The sequence below is a fragment of the Qipengyuania xiamenensis genome, from assembly GCF_019711495.1.
Classification (GTDB): domain Bacteria; phylum Pseudomonadota; class Alphaproteobacteria; order Sphingomonadales; family Sphingomonadaceae; genus Qipengyuania; species Qipengyuania xiamenensis.
This window is the reverse complement of the sequence record NZ_JAIGNM010000002.1, coordinates 600,328-616,401: the sequence shown is the minus strand read 5'-3', so window position 1 is coordinate 616,401 and position 16,074 is coordinate 600,328. Positions and strand designations below refer to the sequence as shown.

Annotated in this window: 12 protein-coding genes and 2 tRNA genes; 6 read left to right on the top strand and 8 right to left on the bottom strand. The window is 63.3% G+C overall.

Annotated features, from left to right (window positions below; translation table 11 throughout):
• Positions 1-42: 42 nt before the first annotated feature.
• The 5 genes from K3165_RS11220 to thyA all read right to left on the bottom strand — a co-directional run bounded on the left by K3165_RS11220 (position 43) and on the right by thyA (position 5,206).
• A tRNA-Asp gene (locus K3165_RS11220) sits at positions 43-119 on the bottom strand.
• A 354-nt stretch (positions 120-473) separates the two neighbouring features.
• A complete protein-coding gene (locus K3165_RS11215; RefSeq protein WP_221548947.1) occupies positions 474-1,772 on the bottom strand; it encodes a dihydrolipoamide acetyltransferase family protein in 1,299 nt (432 codons plus the stop codon).
• Positions 1,773-1,777: 5 nt separating this feature from the next.
• Complete coding sequence (locus K3165_RS11210; RefSeq protein ID WP_221548946.1) at positions 1,778-2,839, bottom strand: alpha-ketoacid dehydrogenase subunit beta; 1,062 nt, start codon at positions 2,837-2,839, stop codon at positions 1,778-1,780.
• On the bottom strand, positions 2,836-4,152 hold the full coding sequence (locus K3165_RS11205) for a 3-methyl-2-oxobutanoate dehydrogenase (2-methylpropanoyl-transferring) subunit alpha (protein ID WP_221548945.1): 1,317 nt from the start codon (positions 4,150-4,152) through the stop codon (positions 2,836-2,838). The genes K3165_RS11210 and K3165_RS11205 overlap by 4 nt, the downstream gene beginning before the upstream one ends.
• Before the next feature lie 91 nt (positions 4,153-4,243).
• Entirely contained in the window at positions 4,244-5,206 is a 963-nt protein-coding gene (gene thyA, locus K3165_RS11200; RefSeq protein ID WP_221548944.1) for a thymidylate synthase, read from the bottom strand.
• Positions 5,207-5,326: 120 nt separating this feature from the next.
• On the opposite strand from thyA, the gene K3165_RS11195 reads away from it, so the two are divergent.
• From K3165_RS11195 to K3165_RS11180, 4 genes are all read left to right on the top strand, one after another.
• A tRNA-Pro gene (locus K3165_RS11195) sits at positions 5,327-5,403 on the top strand.
• A 113-nt stretch (positions 5,404-5,516) separates the two neighbouring features.
• Positions 5,517-5,990, top strand: coding sequence for a low molecular weight protein-tyrosine-phosphatase (locus K3165_RS11190; RefSeq protein ID WP_221548943.1), 474 nt, complete (start codon positions 5,517-5,519; stop codon positions 5,988-5,990).
• On the top strand, positions 5,983-7,314 hold the full coding sequence (locus tag K3165_RS11185; protein WP_221548942.1) for an ABC1 kinase family protein: 1,332 nt from the start codon (positions 5,983-5,985) through the stop codon (positions 7,312-7,314). The genes K3165_RS11190 and K3165_RS11185 overlap by 8 nt, the downstream gene beginning before the upstream one ends.
• Complete coding sequence (locus tag K3165_RS11180; RefSeq protein WP_221548941.1) at positions 7,311-8,120, top strand: fructosamine kinase family protein; 810 nt, start codon at positions 7,311-7,313, stop codon at positions 8,118-8,120. Before K3165_RS11185 ends, K3165_RS11180 begins: the two co-directional genes overlap by 4 nt.
• On the opposite strand, the gene K3165_RS11175 is transcribed toward K3165_RS11180, so the two are convergent.
• Entirely contained in the window at positions 8,117-8,698 is a 582-nt protein-coding gene (locus K3165_RS11175) for a hypothetical protein (protein WP_221548940.1), read from the bottom strand. The genes K3165_RS11180 and K3165_RS11175 overlap by 4 nt on opposite strands.
• 57 nt (positions 8,699-8,755) lie before the next feature.
• Complete coding sequence (gene recG, locus K3165_RS11170) at positions 8,756-10,819, bottom strand: ATP-dependent DNA helicase RecG (protein ID WP_221548939.1); 2,064 nt, start codon at positions 10,817-10,819, stop codon at positions 8,756-8,758.
• Positions 10,820-10,875: 56 nt separating this feature from the next.
• Here recG and K3165_RS11165 point away from each other — a divergent pair, with 56 nt between their 5' ends.
• The gene (locus K3165_RS11165) at positions 10,876-11,154 is read left to right on the top strand and encodes an FAD assembly factor SdhE (RefSeq protein ID WP_221548938.1); all 279 of its coding nucleotides are present in this window, start codon (positions 10,876-10,878) and stop codon (positions 11,152-11,154) included.
• Between the two features lie 55 nt (positions 11,155-11,209).
• Positions 11,210-14,701: a transcription-repair coupling factor gene (gene mfd / locus K3165_RS11160; protein WP_221548937.1), complete on the top strand. Its 3,492-nt coding sequence runs from the start codon at positions 11,210-11,212 to the stop codon at positions 14,699-14,701.
• 8 nt (positions 14,702-14,709) lie between these two features.
• Here mfd and K3165_RS11155 read toward each other — a convergent pair whose 3' ends face one another.
• Complete coding sequence (locus K3165_RS11155; protein WP_247714070.1) at positions 14,710-16,020, bottom strand: bifunctional diguanylate cyclase/phosphodiesterase; 1,311 nt, start codon at positions 16,018-16,020, stop codon at positions 14,710-14,712.
• Positions 16,021-16,074: the final 54 nt, after the last annotated feature.

Here is a 16,074-nt window from a genome sequence, read left to right as displayed (position 1 = left end):
AAAAGCCGCCCGAAGGCGGCTTTTCGAAGAATAATCCCAAGGTGGCGCGAGTGACGGGACTCGAACCCGCGACCCTCGGCGTGACAGGCCGATACTCTAACCAACTGAGCTACACCCGCGCATTGCGCTGTAGCGCCCCCTTGGGAGCCGCGCATCTAGTGGAGGCTCCGATTCCTGTCAACGCAAATTGAGCGCCTTTTTTCGCTCTTTTTTTCAACGCAGCGCAGGAGGCTGGAATTTACCCGAAATTTACCTTTCGGGTCGAACCTGACCATCGAAATCACGTGGGGCAAACGGGGGTTTCGATATGTTGCAGACAGCATTTCTCGCTGCATCGCTCGCCATGTTGGGCGGCGGCGCAATCGCGGCCAAATCGGCAATCGATATCCAGGAATCGGTCTCGGTCGAACGACCGGCCGAATAAAAAAGGCCCCCGCCGAAGCGGGAGCCCCTTTTTCAGTTAGCGATGCTCGTCAGTCGACGAGGATGAGCGCTGGCGTTTCCAGCAGCTTCTTCAATGCCTGGATGAAGCTCGCTGCATCCCAGCCATCGACCACGCGGTGATCGCAGCTGATCGAGATATTCATCAGCTTGCGCTTCTCGATCCGCTCCACACCGTCTGCGCCGGTGACATACATCGGGCGCTCGATGATCCGGTTCGGACCGATGATCGCGACTTCGGGGCGGTTGATCACCGGGGTGGTCGCTACGCCGCCGAGCGGACCGAGCGAAGTCACGGTCAGCGTGCCACCTTCCATCTCTTCCTTCCTCGCGGTGCCGTTGCGCGCGGCATCGGCGAGGCGCGAAATCTCGGTCGCGAGCTGCCACAGATTCTTGGCCTGCGCATTCTTGATGACCGGGACCATCAGGCCCGCATCGGTCTGTGCCGCCATGCCCATGTTGACCGAGCCATAGCGCGTGACCACACCCGCTTCGTCGTCGTAGCGCGCGTTGATCATCGGGAAGTCGGGCAGCGTCTTGCAGATCGCGGTGATCAGCAGCGGCAGGATCGTCAGCTTGGGTTTGTCGCCGCGGCTGGCGTTGAGCTGTGCACGCAGGACCTCGAGGTCCGTGACATCGCATTCCTCGACATAGGAGAAGTGCGGGATGTTGCGCTTCGAGGCGGCCATGTTCTCGGCAATGCGACGGCGCATGCCGATGACCTTCTTCTCCTCGTCCTCGCGGGTCTTGGCGGCAGCGCCATAGCCCGAGTTGTAGGAGAGGAACTGGTCGAGATCGCCGTGACGGATGCGACCTTCTTCCGAAGGCTTCACCTGGCTGAGGTCGACGCCCAATTCCTTGGCTCGCTTGCGCACTGCGGGGGTCGCGAGGACCTTCGCTTGGTGCTTAGGCTCGGGCGCCGGAGTCGGTGCGGGCAGCGGTTCGGGCTCGGGGTCAGCAGCGAGCGCATCGTCGGCATCGCTCGCGTCGGAGGTTTCGACCTCGATACGCTCTTCGACCACGTCGGCCTTGGGAGCCGGTGCGGGCGCAGGAGCCGGTGCTTCCTCGGCGACATCCTCGGGCACTTCGCCCTCGACCTCGATCACCACCAGCATCGAGCCGATCGAGACCATGTCGCCTTCTTCACCGGCGATCTCGAGGATCTTACCGTCGACCGGGCTTTCCATCGGCACGGTGGCCTTGTCGGTCATCATGTCGACGAATTCCTCGTCTTCCTTGACCGTGTCGCCGACCTTCTTGTGCCACTGGACGATTTCCGCCTCGGCAATGCCTTCGCCGATGTCCGGCATGTTGAATACAAATTTCGCCATGTCGATTACTCGCTCAGGATCTTGTCGAGGGCCTCGCCGATACGGATCGGGCCGGGGAAATAGGCCCATTCGAGGCTGTGGGGATAGGGCGTATCGAAACCGGTCACGCGTTCGACCGGGGCTTCGAGGTGGTAGAAGCAGCGTTCGGTCACCAGCGCGCTGAGTTCAGCGCCGAAACCGGCAGTGCGCGTTGCTTCGTGGACGATGAGGCAGCGGCCGGTTTTCTTGACCGATTCCTCAATGGTTTCGATGTCGACCGGAACGATGGTGCGCAGGTCGACGATATCGGCCTCGACGCCCTTCTCGCGGCAGACCGCCTCGACCACGTGGACCATGGTGCCGTAGGCGAGGATGGTGAGCTCATCACCCTGCATCGCGTAGCGCGCCTTGCCGAGCGGGATCTTGTAGTGACCCTCGGGCACGACGCTCGCATCGAAGCGCTTCCACGGTTCGACCGGCTTGTCGTAATAGCCCGAAAACGGGCCGTTGTAGATGCGCTTGGGCTCGAAGAAGATGACCGGGTCATTGTCTTCGATGGCGCTGATAAGCAGGCCCTTGGCGTCATAGGGCGTCGCCGGGATGACCGTCTTGAGGCCGGAGACATGGGCGAAGATCGCCTCGGGGCTCTGGCTGTGGGTCTGGCCGCCGAAGATGCCGCCGCCGAAGGGGCTGCGCACGGTGATCGGCGCAGTGTACTCGGCTGCCGAACGATAGCGCAGGCGCGCCGCTTCGGAGATCAGCTGGTCGAGGCCGGGATAGATGTAGTCGGCGAACTGGATTTCCGGCACCGGACGCAGGCCATAGGCCCCCATCCCGACTGCCGCGGCGATGATGCCGCATTCGGAAATCGGCGTGTCGAACACACGGCTCTTGCCGTATTTCTGCTGGAGCCCGGCGGTGCAGCGGAACACGCCGCCGAAATAGCCGACGTCCTCGCCCATGATGACGATGTTTTCGTCGCGGCCCATCGACACGTCGAGCGCGTCGTTGATCGCCTCGATCATGTTGAGGCGGCGTTCAGTGCCTTCCTCTGCGGCGGGCGCGGTCTTGGTTGCGGTGTCGCTCATGCGCCCTTTCCTCCGTTCGGGAGTCCTTCGGGGAATTTGGTCTCGCGTTCGTGGATCGCCTGTTCAGCCTGTTCCTTGAGATGCCAGGGCAGCTCTTCGAACACGTCTTCGAACATGGTGCGGAACGGGTGGTGGAGACCGTGGCCGAGAATGCCGTTCTCTTCGGCTTCCTTGGTGGTCTTCTTCACGTATTCGGCCGCTTCGAGGTCCATCTTTTCCTGACGCTCCTCGTCCCACTCACCGATTTCGATGAGGTGGTTCTTGAGGCGCATCACGGGGTCGCCGAGCGGCCACTCGTCCCGCTCCTGCGCGCTGCGATAGCCGCTGGGATCGTCCGAAGTGGAATGACCTTCCGCGCGGTAACTGAAGAACTCGATCAGCGTCGGACCGGCATTAGCGCGGGCGCGGTTGGCGGCCCACTGCTCGGCTGCATAGCAGGCCAGCGGATCGTTACCGTCGACGCGCAGCGAGGCAATGCCATAACCGACACCGCGCGCGGCAAAAGTCGCGCGCTCTGCGCCCGCGAAGCCGCTGAAGCTCGAGATCGCCCACTGGTTGTTGACCACGTTGAGGATGACCGGTGCGTTGTAGACGGTCGCGAACAGGCAAGCCGAGTGGAAGTCGCCTTCCGCGGTGCTGCCCTCGCCCACCCAGGTCGCGGCGATCCGGCTGTCGCCCTTGATCGCCGATGCCATCGCCCAGCCGACCGCCTGCGGGGTCTGCGTGGCGAGGTTGCCCGAGATGGTGAAGAAGCTGTGCTCCTTGCTCGAATACATGATCGGCAGCTGGCGGCCCTTCAGCTTGTCGCCCCGGTTCGAGTAGATCTGGTTGATCATCTCGATCATCGGATAGCCGCGCTGGATCAGGATGCCCTGCTGGCGATAGCTGGGGAAGACCATGTCGTCCGCCGCAAGAGCCATCGAGGCCGACACGCTGGTCGCCTCTTCGCCGGTGCACTTCATGTAGAAGCTGGTCTTGCCCTGCCGCTGGCCGCGGAACATGCGCTCGTCGAAGGCGCGCGTCATGGCCATGTGGCCGAGCATGGTGCGCAGCGTTTCGGGATCGAGCTTCGGGTCCCAGGGACCATGCGCCTTGTTGTCCTCACCCAGCACGCGGATCAGCCCGTGGGCGAAGTCCAGCATGTCCTTGGGATCGGTGGTCTCGTCAGGGCGCGGCTGCGCGCCTGCTTCGGGCACCTCGATATGCGAGAAGTCGACCGCGTCACCGGGCCGGAATTTTGGTTCGGGTACGTGAAGCGAGAGCTTGGGGCGGTTATCGCCAGCTTTCGCAGTACCTTGAGGCCTGTCGGCCATAGAATCGTCTCCCAGACGTAATCTTACGCTTCCGCGTTATTTTATTTCGCGCGAGGGAAACGGTCAAGTACGCCTATGCATACGATTTCGGTCACACCGCGACGGGAGCCTTGATCGGCCCGTGCGGCGTGTAGTCGTGAACCGCGAAATCCTCAATCCGGTAGTCGAAGATAGTCGCCGGGCGCCGCAGAATCTCAAGCCGCGGGTGGCCTTGCGGTTCCCGTGAAAGCTGCTCTTTCACAAGGTGTTCGTGGTTGAGATAGAGGTGCGTATCGCCGCCCATCCAGACGAATTCGCCCGGCTCCAGTCCCGCCTGCTGGGCAAGCATGCGCTGGAGCAGCGCCGCCGACCACAGGTTGAAGGGCAGGCCGAGCGCGACATCGCAGCTGCGCTGGTAGAGCAGGCCGTTGAGGCGCGCCTTGCCGTCGCTGCCCTCGCTCACGTGGAACTGGTAGGTCTTGTGGCACGGCGGCAGCGCCATGCGTGGCACGTCGGCGACGTTCCAGCCTTCGATGATGTGACGACGGCTACCCGGATTCTCCTGAAGCGATTCGACCACTTCGGCCACCTGGTTGATGCCCCGTCCCTTGCGGAACAACCCGCCCTTCACCGGCTGGAAGGTCGGCCAGTCGACCCACTGCTTGCCGTATACCGGGCCAAGGTCGCCCCACATGGCGGCAAAATGCTCGTCATCGGCAATGCGCTGCACGAAATCGTCGAGCGAAATCTCGTCGCCCGTCTGCTCGACATATTTCGCGTGCGGCCACTCGTTCCAGATTTTCACGCCCTGCAGCACCAGCGGGCGGATATTGGTGTCTCCGGTGAGGAACCACAGCAATTCGCGCGTTGCGGTCTTCCAGTAGACGCGCTTGGTCGTGATGAGCGGCATGGCGCCATCGGAAAGGTCGAATCGCAGCATCGCGCCGAAGACCGAACGCGTCCCGATACCCGTGCGATCGCGCCGCTCGTCGCCTTCGAGCCAGATGCGGCGCATCAGCTCGAGGTACTGGGTTTCGAAATGTGTTTCTGGCACCGGCTCTTGATCGCTTTTCATTGCTTTGCGGCCCTAGTCCCAAATTAACGCAAAAGCCCGCTTGCGCCTACCGCAATCCACACCTATAGGGCGCGCCTTGCTTCGCTCCCGCAGCGTTTCGACGCGGCGGGCCGATCCGGTCGGGGAGTAGCTCAGCCTGGTAGAGCACTGTCTTCGGGAGGCAGGGGCCGGAGGTTCGAATCCTCTCTCCCCGACCATTTATCTTCTTACATTTCGACGAGCCGCGCATTGTGCGCGGTCTGGAACAAGCGCAGTTTCGGGCGATTGAATGGCGGAACCCTTCCGTCCTCGCTGCGAGACCGCTTTTCCCATGTCCACGCCCTCAGTCCTGTTCGTCTGTCTCGGCAATATATGCCGCTCACCGCTGGCAGAGGCGGCGTTCCGCAAGGCTGCCGAAGAGATCGGGCTGTCGGTCGAGGTCGCAAGCGCCGGTACTGCAGATTATCACGTGGGCCAGCCGCCCGATCCGCGCAGCATCGACGAGGCTGACCGAAACGGCATCGATATCCGCAGCTATCGCGGACGCCAGCTGAAGCAGCAGGACTTTCACGAATTCGACTACATCCTAGGGATGGACCGGTCGAACATGGCCAATATCCGCAGGATCGAACCCGATGCGGGCAAGGCCAGGGTCGCGATGCTGCTTGACCTCGTACCCGGGCAGCAGGGCCGCGAAGTGGGCGATCCCTATTACGGCGGCGAGGAAGGCTTCGCGATTACCTGGAGCGAAGTGGACGCAGGCGCGCGGGCGCTCATCGCCGTGATGATCGACGAACATGGCTGAAGACAAGACTTCGCGTCACCGTTCCGTCCCCTCGTCCCGCATCGGACGACTGGGCGGATTTACGCGCCTTGCCGGAGGTCTCGCCGGTGGCGCGCTGAGCGAGGGTGCAAGGCGGCTGGCGAATGGCGAACGGCCGCGCCTCGATCAGATCCTCCTGACACCGGGCAATGCCAAGCGGCTGACCGACCGGCTCGCGCATCTGCGGGGCGCAGCGATGAAGCTGGGCCAGATGATCTCCATGGATGCAGGCGACCTGCTTCCGCCAGAGCTGGCAGATATCCTCGCCCGCCTGCGCGACCGGGCCGATTTCATGCCCCCGCGCCAGCTCGACAAGGTGCTGGCCTCAGAATGGGGCAAGGACTGGCGCAAGCAGTTCCGCCGCTTCGAGCCGCGACCGATTGCGGCAGCCTCAATCGGGCAGGTCCACCGCGCCATGCTGCCGGACGGACGGTTGCTGGCGATCAAGGTCCAGTACCCCGGCGTTGCGCAAAGCATCGATTCCGACGTCGACAATGTCGCGAGCCTGCTGAAACTGACTGGCCTCTTGCCGCCCGAGCTCGACATCGACCCGTTGCTGGCCGCCGCGAAGGAGCAGCTGCGCGAAGAAGCGGATTACAGGCGCGAGGGCGCGATGCTGACGCGTTTCGGCGAGATGCTCGCAGGGCGCGAGGAATTCATCGTTCCTGAGTTGGAAACCGCTCTGACCACCGACCGCATCCTCGCCATGAGCTACGAGGAAGGTTCCCCGATCGAAGACCTCGCCTCGCAGCCGCAGGAATTGCGTGACCGCGTTGCCGCAGAGTTGATCGAACTGGTCGCGCGCGAGCTGTTCGACAGTCGCCTGATGCAGACCGACCCGAATTTCGCCAATTACCGATGGCAGGCCAAAACGGGCAGGATCGTCTTGCTCGACTTCGGTGCGACGCGCGAAGTCTCGCCCGGTATTTCGCAGGATTATCGCCGGCTGATCGAGGCGGGCCTCGAGGAAGACCGCGAAAAGGTCATGGAAGCTGCAATCGCGGCAGGTTTCATCAATCCGCGCGCGCTCGAACGCCACCCCGATGCCATGCGCCATGCTGTCGACATCGTCGTCACCCAGATGTCGAGCGAGGACAAGCTCGACTTCGGCGACCGGGCATTCGTGCCGGAAATCCGCGAGACGGTGATGCCGATCGCACGCGACCGCGAGAGCTGGCACCTGCCGCCTGCCGAAACGCTGTTCGTCCAGCGGAAGGTCAGCGGAACCGCGCTGCTCTGTGCGCGGCTGGGTGCGCGTGTCGATGTCCGCGGTATCGTCAGGAAGGTCTTGACGGAGACGGCATGAGCCAGGACCTCGCCGGATTTGCCGAAGCGACCTGCGGCACGAAACCGACCGCCGTAACGCGGTTCGCCGGCGGGGACATTTCGGGTGCCTCGCTGATCGAGTTTGCCGATGGTTCGAAGGTCGTTGGCAAGACCGGACCGGTTGTAGCCGTCGAGGCACGGATGCTCGAAGCGATGGGGGCCAGCACTGCCCCCGTGCCGAAAGTAATCGGCTTCGACGAGCGCAATCTCCTGATCGAGCACCTCCCTTCCGACGGCATGCTCGCGGGCAAGACCTGGGTTTCCCTCACGCAGGCGCTGGACGGCCTGCATTCCTTGCGGGGCGACGCTTACGGTTGGCAGGAAGACTACGCCCTCAGGCAAGTGATCGTCGAGAACGGTATAACCGAGAACTGGCCGAAGTTCTGGGGCGAACGCAGGCTGTTGTGTCACGTCCCGCATATCGCGGCAGACCTTGGCAGGCGGATCGAGGAGCTGGCCGGACGGCTTCCGGACATGCTGCCAGCCTCGCCGACACCTTCATTGCTCCATGGCGATCTATGGGGCGGAAATGTGCTTGTTTCCGGCGAGCGGATCAGCGGGCTGATCGACCCCTGCGCATATTACGGCGACCGCGAAGTCGATGTCGCCAGCCTGACGGTATTGGACACTCCGACGCCGGATTTCTTCGATGCGCTCGACCTTGAAAGCGGATGGCGAAACCGCCTACCCGTCTATCGCCTGTGGATGTGGCTGCTGCACGTCCGCCTGTTCGGCGAAAGCTACAGACCTGCGGTGGAGCGGGAGCTCGCCGCGCTAGGTTTCTAAAGTCCCTTGCGACCGAAACCGCCGGCACGCACCTGAGAGGCCGCGACGGGCTGTTCGCCGATAACGCCGGTCGAGCGCGTATCTGGCATGGCATTGCCGAAACCGGTTTGACGCACCGGTTGCTGCGGAGCGACCTCGGGCGATTCCAGATAGTCGGTGATCTGGTCCAGCAGCTTGCCGATCGGGCGATGCTGCCTTGCTAGCAGGCGCTCGGTCATGCTGGCATAGCCGAGGAATGAGAACGGTCCCTTGATCTTGAGGAAACGGTTCTTGGCGACCCAGTTGTAGGTCTGTTCTTCGATCTCGATGCCGGTCACCTCGTCCCAGCGAAGGCGGGTAGTCGACAGAACGCCGTGAAACGTCACGAAGGTGCGATCATATTCGAGGATCAGCCCGCCACCCAGCAGGTAGCGCGCCATGGCCGGCAAGCCGCAGATGCCGATAATCATCAGGACTGCGCCGGCAAAGGCGCCCTTGCCGTAGAGCCCGCTCCACATGAAGACGCCTACCACGATGAAACCGAGCATCGCGAGGCACATGGCGAAAACGCGCGCGGTCGAATAATGAACAGCCTGCATGAAGCCCCCCCCTGTTGCGCGGGGGTTTAACGCCCAATTCTTAGCAAATCCCTAGAATTAGCCTCCGCGCAGGGTCTTCACTCCGAAGTCGCGTTCGAAAAGGTAAAGTAAAACCCGCGCCGCTTCGCCGCGTTTTCCCTCCAACCCGCCGTCGCGATCCATCAACAAGCGGGCATCGTCATGGGCCAGCGGCAGGAGCTCGGTGATCTGCTCGAAGCTGGCCACGGCAAAGGGCGTGTCCCCCGATTGGCGTGTGCCGAGCAGTTCGCCGCCGCCGCGCAGTTTCAGGTCTTCCTCTGCGAGCAGGAATCCGTCCTGGCTCTCACGCATCAGGGCCAGGCGCTTCTGGGCGGTTTCCGACAGGCTTTCACCGTGGAGAAGGACACAGAAGCTTTTCTCGCTTCCGCGCCCGACACGGCCGCGAAGCTGGTGCAGCTGGGCTAGGCCGAAACGCTCGGCCTGCTCGATCACCATCAGTGTGGCATTCGGAACGTCGACCCCGACCTCGATCACGGTCGTCGCCACCAGAAGCCGCGCGTCGCCGCGCGCGAACCGCTCCATCGCCGCGTCCTTCATCTCGGGCGCGAGCTGGCCATGGACCATGACGACATCGTCGCCGAACCGCTCCTTCAGCGCAGCATAGCGTGCCTCGGCTGCGGCGATTTCCTCCGGCCCGTCCATTTCGCGGACCATCGGACAGACCCAGAATGCCTGCCGTCCTTGCTCGAATTGTGCGGCCAGCCGCTCGACGAGAGGAGCGACCTTGTCCTGCCCCATTACCACCGTGTCGATCGCCTGCCTGCCGGGCGGCAGCTCGTCTAGCTTGCTGACATCGAGCTCTCCATAATGCGCGAGCGTCAGCGTGCGCGGGATGGGCGTGGCGGTCATGGCAAGGACATGCGGCGCGCGCTTGCCCTTGCTTGCCAGCATCAGCCGCTGGCCGACGCCGAAGCGGTGCTGTTCGTCGATCACGACCATGGCGAGGTTCTTGTAGGCGACCTTGTCCTGGAAGATCGCATGGGTGCCGACGACGATATCGATGCTGCCGTCGAGCAGCCCCATGAGCGTGCCTTCCCGCGCCTTGCCCTTGTCGCGACCCGTCAGCAGCGCCACCTGCGCGCCGGTGGGTTCGGCCATGCTGCGCAGGCTCTCGAAATGCTGGCGGGCGAGGATCTCTGTCGGGGCGAGCAGTGCAGCCTGCGCGCCTGCCTCAACCGCGATCAGCATTGCTTCGAGCGCCACCACCGTCTTGCCAGCGCCCACATCGCCTTGCAGCAGGCGCAGCATCGGCGCTTCCTGCGCCATGTCGCCTTCGATCTCGGCGATCGAGCGTTTCTGCGCGCCCGTCAGCGGAAACGGCAGGTCGAGCTTGCCGCGATAGCTGCCGTCGCCTTGGAGCGGTTGCCCCCTGCGCTTGCGGTTGTCCGCCCGCACCAGCATCAGCGCGAGGCTGTTCGCCAGCAATTCGTCATAGGCCAGCCGGTCGCGCGCCGTCTTGTGTTCACCCTTGTGGGCACTGCGAAGAGCATCGCGCCAGCAAGGCCATTCGGCTTTCTCGACCTGTGTCGGCTCGATCCATTCGGGCAATTGCGGCAACTTCGCCAGAACCTGGTCGACAAGCCCCGCGACGCGCGGCTGCGTGAGGCCTTCCGACAGGCGATAGACCGGCTCGCACAGGCGCTGCAGCGTGTCGCCGCCCTCCTCGACGACATGATCCGGATGGACGATCTGAAGCATGTCGCCGTAACGCTCTATCTTGCCCGCCACCCAGCGCGTCTCGCCCACCGGCAGCTGCTTCTTCGCCGTATAGGATGCGCGCCCGAAATAGGTCAGCGCGAGAATGTTGCCCACGCTGTCCTGCGCCAGCACCCTATAGGGCGCGCGCGGAGAGCGTCCCCCGCGATGTTCGGTAACGGTAAGCTTGAGGACGATGTTCTCGCCCTCGCCAGCCTCGTCGACCGTATCGACCGCGCGCCGTGTGACGAACCGTTCGGGCAGGTGGTAGGCAAGGTCGCGCAGCCGTGTCAGCCCCAGCTTGTCGAGAGGCTTCTTCAGCTTGGGACCAACGCCCTCCAGCGTCTCGGTCTCGGCAAACAGGGGATTGAGTATGTCGGGCCGCATGCTGCGCAACGCTATAGCCGCTTGCACGGCTTTGGCGAGTGCCCTACCCGCGCCCCATGCCGGAAATGCTCACAACCGAAGGTCGTCTCGCCCGCTGCAAGTTTCGCAGCTGGCATCGCGGTACGCGTGAAGCCGATTACATGATCGGCGGCTTCTTCGATCGCTACCACGCAGAATGGGGCGAAGAAGAACTCGCCTGGTTCGAAGCGCTGCTCGAGGAAGATGACGTCGACATCATGGCCTGGGCACTAAAAACCCAGACCACCCCGCCCCGCTTCCAGGGCGAGCTGATCGAGAAGATGCAGAAGCTCGACTACGTCGACATTCCGCGTTGACGGGCCAAAACCGCGTTGACGGGAACGCAGGCAGGCTTACGGCGCTGACCCCATAATGCCCGACCTATCCCGCATCCTCAAAGCCGACACGCAACTCACGCTGGCGCAGGTCGCCCGCGGCGCCCAGCCGCTGGTCATGGCCGACCTTGCGCGCGCCGGAACCGGCCGCGCGGTCTTCATTGCGCCCGACGATGCGGCGATGCGCTCGGTTTCGGATGCAGCGCAGTTCTTCGCGCCCGAACTCGAAGTGATCGAATTCCCTGCGTGGGATTCGCTCCCGTATGACCGGGCAAGTCCAGCTCTCTCGGTAAGCGCGAAAAGGCTTGCGGCCCTGTTCCGCCTCCAGACCGGAAAGGCAAAGGCGCAGCTGGTCGTCACTACGGCCAATGCCGTCCTCCAGCGCGTCCTCACCCCGTTCCGCATTCGCGAGAGCGTGCGCGAGTTCAAACCCGGCACCGAAATCGGGCGCGAGAGCCTGTCGCTGCTGCTCCAGAAACAGGGCTACAGCCGCACCGACACGGTCATCGACAAGGGCGAATACGCGATCCGCGGATCGATCGTGGACGTGTTCCCTTCGGGCCTCGACGAAGCGCTCCGCCTCGACTTCTTCGGCGACGAGCTGGAATCGCTGCGCAGCTTCGATCCCAATACGCAGATGAGCACCGGGCGGCTCGACAACCATTTACTGCTGCCGGCCAGCGAAGCGCTGCTCGACGAAGACAGCATCAAGCGTTTCCGCAGCCGGTATCGCGAGATGTTCGGTGCCAGCGCCACGCAGGACCCGCTCTACGAGGCGGTGAGCGAGGGCCGGCGCCTTGCCGGCATGGAGCACTGGCTGCCGCTGTTCGAAGAACGGCTGGTGACGCTGTTCGACCACCTCGACGACAAGGACACGGTGGTCATCGACAACGCCAGCCTCGCCGCGGCGGACGAGCGCATCAAGGACGTCACCGACTATTACGATCAGCGCAAGGCGGCGAGTGGTCAGGCCAAGGGCAGCTACCGCCCGCTGAAGCCCGATACCCTCTACCTCACGGAGGAAGAGTTCAAATCCGCGCTGGTCGAGGCTCCCGCACACCGCGCTACGACATTCGACGAACCTGAAAGCGACAGTGTCATCGACTTCGGTTTCCGCTCGGGCCGCGATTTCGCGCCCGAACGTGCCCGCGGCGACAATGTCTATCCGGTGCTGGCCGATCACCTCAAAGCGCTGGGCAAGGCGGGCAAGCGCCCGCTGCTCGCGGCCTACTCCACCGGCAGCCGCGCGCGTATCGCCTCGATCCTCACGGAAGCCGGCGCCGATGTGCAACTGGCGGATAGCTGGCAGGAAGCGCTCGGCCTTTCGGCCAAGGGCAAGCCCGCCGCGATGGTGCTGCCACTCGAAGCCAGTTTCGCCAACGACCAGATGGAACTGCTCACCGAGCAGGACATCCTTGGCGACCGGCTCGTGCGCCGCAAGAAGAAGCGCAAGGATGCAGACGCCTTCCTAGCCGAGCTTCAGGCGCTCTCGGTCGGCGACCTGATCGTCCATACCGAACACGGCATCGGCAAATATCTTGGCCTGCAGCCAGTCCCGGTAGGCAAATCGCAGCACGACTGCGTCCAGCTCGAATACAAGGGCGGCGACAAGCTCTTCATACCGGTCGAGAACATCGACGTCCTCAGCCGCTACGGGTCATCCGAAGAGGCGGTCATGCTGGACCGGCTCGGCGGGGAAGCATGGCAAAAGCGCCGCGCCCGTCTGAAAGAACGTATCCGCGAGATTGCGGGCGAATTGATGCAGGTTGCCGCCCAGCGTGCGCTCAAGAAAGCACCCGTGCTCGAGATCGACGAGCCGACCTACAACCAGTTCCTCGACCGCTTCCAATACGAGGAAACCGACGACCAGGAACGCGCAATCGCCGATGTGCTGAGCGATCTGGAGAGCGGCAAGCCGATGGACCGGCTGGTCTGTGGCGATGTCGGTTTCGGCAAAACCGAAGTCGCGCTGCGCGCCGCCTTCGTCGCCGCTATGAATGGCCAGCAGGTGGCCGTGGTCGCCCCCACCACCCTGCTCGCCCGCCAGCATTACGAGAATTTCCGCCAGCGTTTCTCAGGCTTCCCGCTCAAGGTCGGCCGCTTGTCGCGCCTAGTCCCGTCGAACGAGATGAAGAACACGCGCGAGGGACTGGAAAAGGGCGATATCGACATCGTGGTCGGCACCCACGCGATCCTGTCGAAGAACACGAAGTTCAAGAACCTCGGCCTCGTTATCGTGGACGAGGAACAGCGCTTCGGCGTCACGCACAAGGAGAAGTTGAAGCAGCTGCGCGCCGACGTGCACATGCTGACGCTGACAGCCACGCCCATACCGCGCACGCTGCAGATGGCGATGACGGGCCTGCGCGAACTCTCAACCATCCAGACCCCGCCGGTCGACCGCCTAGCGGTGCGCACCTACGTTATGGAATGGGACGACATGGTGATGCGCGAGGCGCTGCTGCGCGAGCACCATCGCGGCGGTCAGAGCTTCATCGTCGTACCGCGCATTTCGGACATGGAGCAGATTTCCGACTGGCTCCACGAGAATGTGCCCGAAGTGAAATTCGTCCCCGCTCACGGCCAGATGGGCGCAGGCGAAATCGAAGAGCGAATGAGCGCCTTCTACGAGGGCAAGTACGACGTCCTTCTCGCCACAACGATCGTCGAAAGCGGGCTCGACCTGCCGAGCGCGAACACCATCATCATCCACCGCGCCGACATTTTCGGCCTCGCCCAGCTCTACCAGCTGCGCGGCCGCGTGGGCCGATCCAAGCTGCGCGCCTATGCGTACCTGACCTATGAGAAGGACGTGGCGCTATCCGAAGTCGCGGAGAAGCGCCTCAAGGTGCTCGGCGATCTCGACAGCCTCGGCGCAGGCTTTCAACTCGCCAGCCACGATCTCGATATTCGCGGCGCGGGCAACCTTTTGGGCGACGAGCAGTCGGGCCATATCCGCGAAGTCGGCTTCGAACTCTACCAATCGATGCTGGAAGACGCGATCCTCGCCGCAAAGGCCGGCGAACTCGGCCTCGAGGCCAAGCCCGAGCGTGTCAGCCCGCAGATCACGGTCGACGCGCCTATCATGATCCCGGAAGACTACGTCCCGGATCTCGCCGTGCGCATGGCGCTCTATCGCCGCCTCAACGACGCGGAGAGCCAGGGCGAAATCGAGTCGCTGGCCGCCGAGATGATCGACCGCTTCGGACCGCTTCCCTCGGCAACCGAGAACCTCGTCCGCCTCATCCAGATCAAGCTGCAGGCGATCGAGGCAAACATCGCCAAGATCGATGTCGGCGCGGCCGGTACGCTCGTCACTTTCCATAATGACGACTTCCCCGACGGCCCGGGCCTCATCGCCTATGTCGACCGACTGCAAGGCACGGCAAAGCTGCGTCCCGACATGAAGCTGGTCATCAGCCGCGCTTGGAATTCACCGGAAAGCCGCCTCAACGGCCTGTTCCAGCTCACCAAGGGTCTGTCGGGAATCGTCAGGAAAGCGAAGAAGCGCCAGAAGGCCGCGGCCTGAGCGCAGGACTAGCGTGAAGCGAGATTGACGAAAGCATGCGGCGCCATCGGTTCGGCGCGCAGGAAGCCCTGATAGAATTCGCAATCCTCGGCCGCGCAGAAATCGCGCTGGCGCTCGGTCTCGATACCCTCGACCAGAACGCGCAGGTCGAGCGCCTTTGCCATTCCCATGATGGCACGGAAAACCGCACGATCCCGCTCATCCTCCAGCACACCTTCGACCATCGACCGGTCCAGCTTGATGCAATCGATCGGCAGGACCTTGAGATAGCGGAAGTTGCAGAAGCCCGCGCCGAAATCGTCCAGTGCGACGGTCACATCGAGGACCTTGAGCTGCTGGAGTACGCGTCCGACCCGTTCGAGGTCGGCAAGCAGCACCTGTTCGGTGATTTCCAGCGTGATCCGGTTCAGCGAGAAACCGATCTTTTCTGCAAGACGCGCGAATTCGATCGCGAAATTCTCCACCGCCAGGTCTGCAGGCGTGATGTTGAGCGAAAGCTGCATGTTGTCAGGCCAGCTCGTGGCATGCTCGAGCGCTCGGCGGGCGATATGACGCGAAAGCTGCGCGATATGGTCGGCGCGTTCGGCAATCTGGAACAGGGTGCCCGCGCTGATCTGGCCCACGACCGGGTGATGCCAGCGCGCGAGGGCTTCGGCACCGACGATGCGGTCATCCACCAGCGAATATTGCGGCTGGAAGAGGATCTCGATCTCGTCCCGGTCAATCGCGGCAAGCAGGTCGGCTTCGAGTTCGATGTTCGAGCGCGGCGATGCATCCACCGCTCCGCTCGACCAGTCGATACGGCGGCCATGCGACATCCGCATGCGCGAGGCGACTTCGGACAGCCGGTCGAGCATGCTGTCCGCATTGTCGTTTTCGCCCGAACGCATCAGCGAAATACGCGGCCACAGGCGCAGGCTGCTGCCGCCATCCGGATTGGCGATGGGAGCTGCCAGCGCATCGGCCAGCGCCTCTGCCAGCCATTGCCAGCGTTCGCGCGAACATTCACCCATGGAAACGAGCATGAAGCTGCTGCCAGAAAGGCGGGTCGCCAGCCAGGCCGTGCTTTCGAGTTCATCGGCTGCGAAATGGCGGATGCGCTGGGCGACTTCGACAAGTGCACCGTCACCGGCATTTTCGCCGAACGCGACGTTCACGGTTTCAATCCGTCCGAGGGTGATGAGCATCGCATGGATCGGACAGGGGCCGGAATCGCCCGGCCAATCCGCGCACCAATTGGCGATCGTGCGGCGCAATTGCTGCACATCGCCAAGCCCGGTCAGGGCGTCACGCGAATCTCTATCCACAGTGTCGGGCATGCTTGCCATCGCCCTCCCTTAGCACCGGTTAACGAAATGTTAGCCATGTTTTAC

What these genes read in the sequence shown, in the direction of transcription:
- K3165_RS11215 (WP_221548947.1), bottom strand. Translation starts at nt 1,772, where the DNA reads ATGGCGAAATTTGTATTCAACATGCCGGACATCGGCGAAGGCATTGCC.
- K3165_RS11210 (WP_221548946.1), bottom strand. Translation starts at nt 2,839, where the DNA reads ATGAGCGACACCGCAACCAAGACCGCGCCCGCCGCAGAGGAAGGCACT.
- K3165_RS11205 (WP_221548945.1), bottom strand. Translation starts at nt 4,152, where the DNA reads ATGGCCGACAGGCCTCAAGGTACTGCGAAAGCTGGCGATAACCGCCCC.
- thyA (WP_221548944.1), bottom strand. Translation starts at nt 5,206, where the DNA reads ATGAAAAGCGATCAAGAGCCGGTGCCAGAAACACATTTCGAAACCCAG.
- K3165_RS11190 (WP_221548943.1), top strand. Translation starts at nt 5,517, where the DNA reads ATGTCCACGCCCTCAGTCCTGTTCGTCTGTCTCGGCAATATATGCCGC.
- K3165_RS11185 (WP_221548942.1), top strand. Translation starts at nt 5,983, where the DNA reads ATGGCTGAAGACAAGACTTCGCGTCACCGTTCCGTCCCCTCGTCCCGC.
- K3165_RS11180 (WP_221548941.1), top strand. Translation starts at nt 7,311, where the DNA reads ATGAGCCAGGACCTCGCCGGATTTGCCGAAGCGACCTGCGGCACGAAA.
- K3165_RS11175 (WP_221548940.1), bottom strand. Translation starts at nt 8,698, where the DNA reads ATGCAGGCTGTTCATTATTCGACCGCGCGCGTTTTCGCCATGTGCCTC.
- recG (WP_221548939.1), bottom strand. Translation starts at nt 10,819, where the DNA reads ATGCGGCCCGACATACTCAATCCCCTGTTTGCCGAGACCGAGACGCTG.
- K3165_RS11165 (WP_221548938.1), top strand. Translation starts at nt 10,876, where the DNA reads ATGCCGGAAATGCTCACAACCGAAGGTCGTCTCGCCCGCTGCAAGTTT.
- mfd (WP_221548937.1), top strand. Translation starts at nt 11,210, where the DNA reads ATGCCCGACCTATCCCGCATCCTCAAAGCCGACACGCAACTCACGCTG.
- K3165_RS11155 (WP_247714070.1), bottom strand. Translation starts at nt 16,020, where the DNA reads ATGCCCGACACTGTGGATAGAGATTCGCGTGACGCCCTGACCGGGCTT.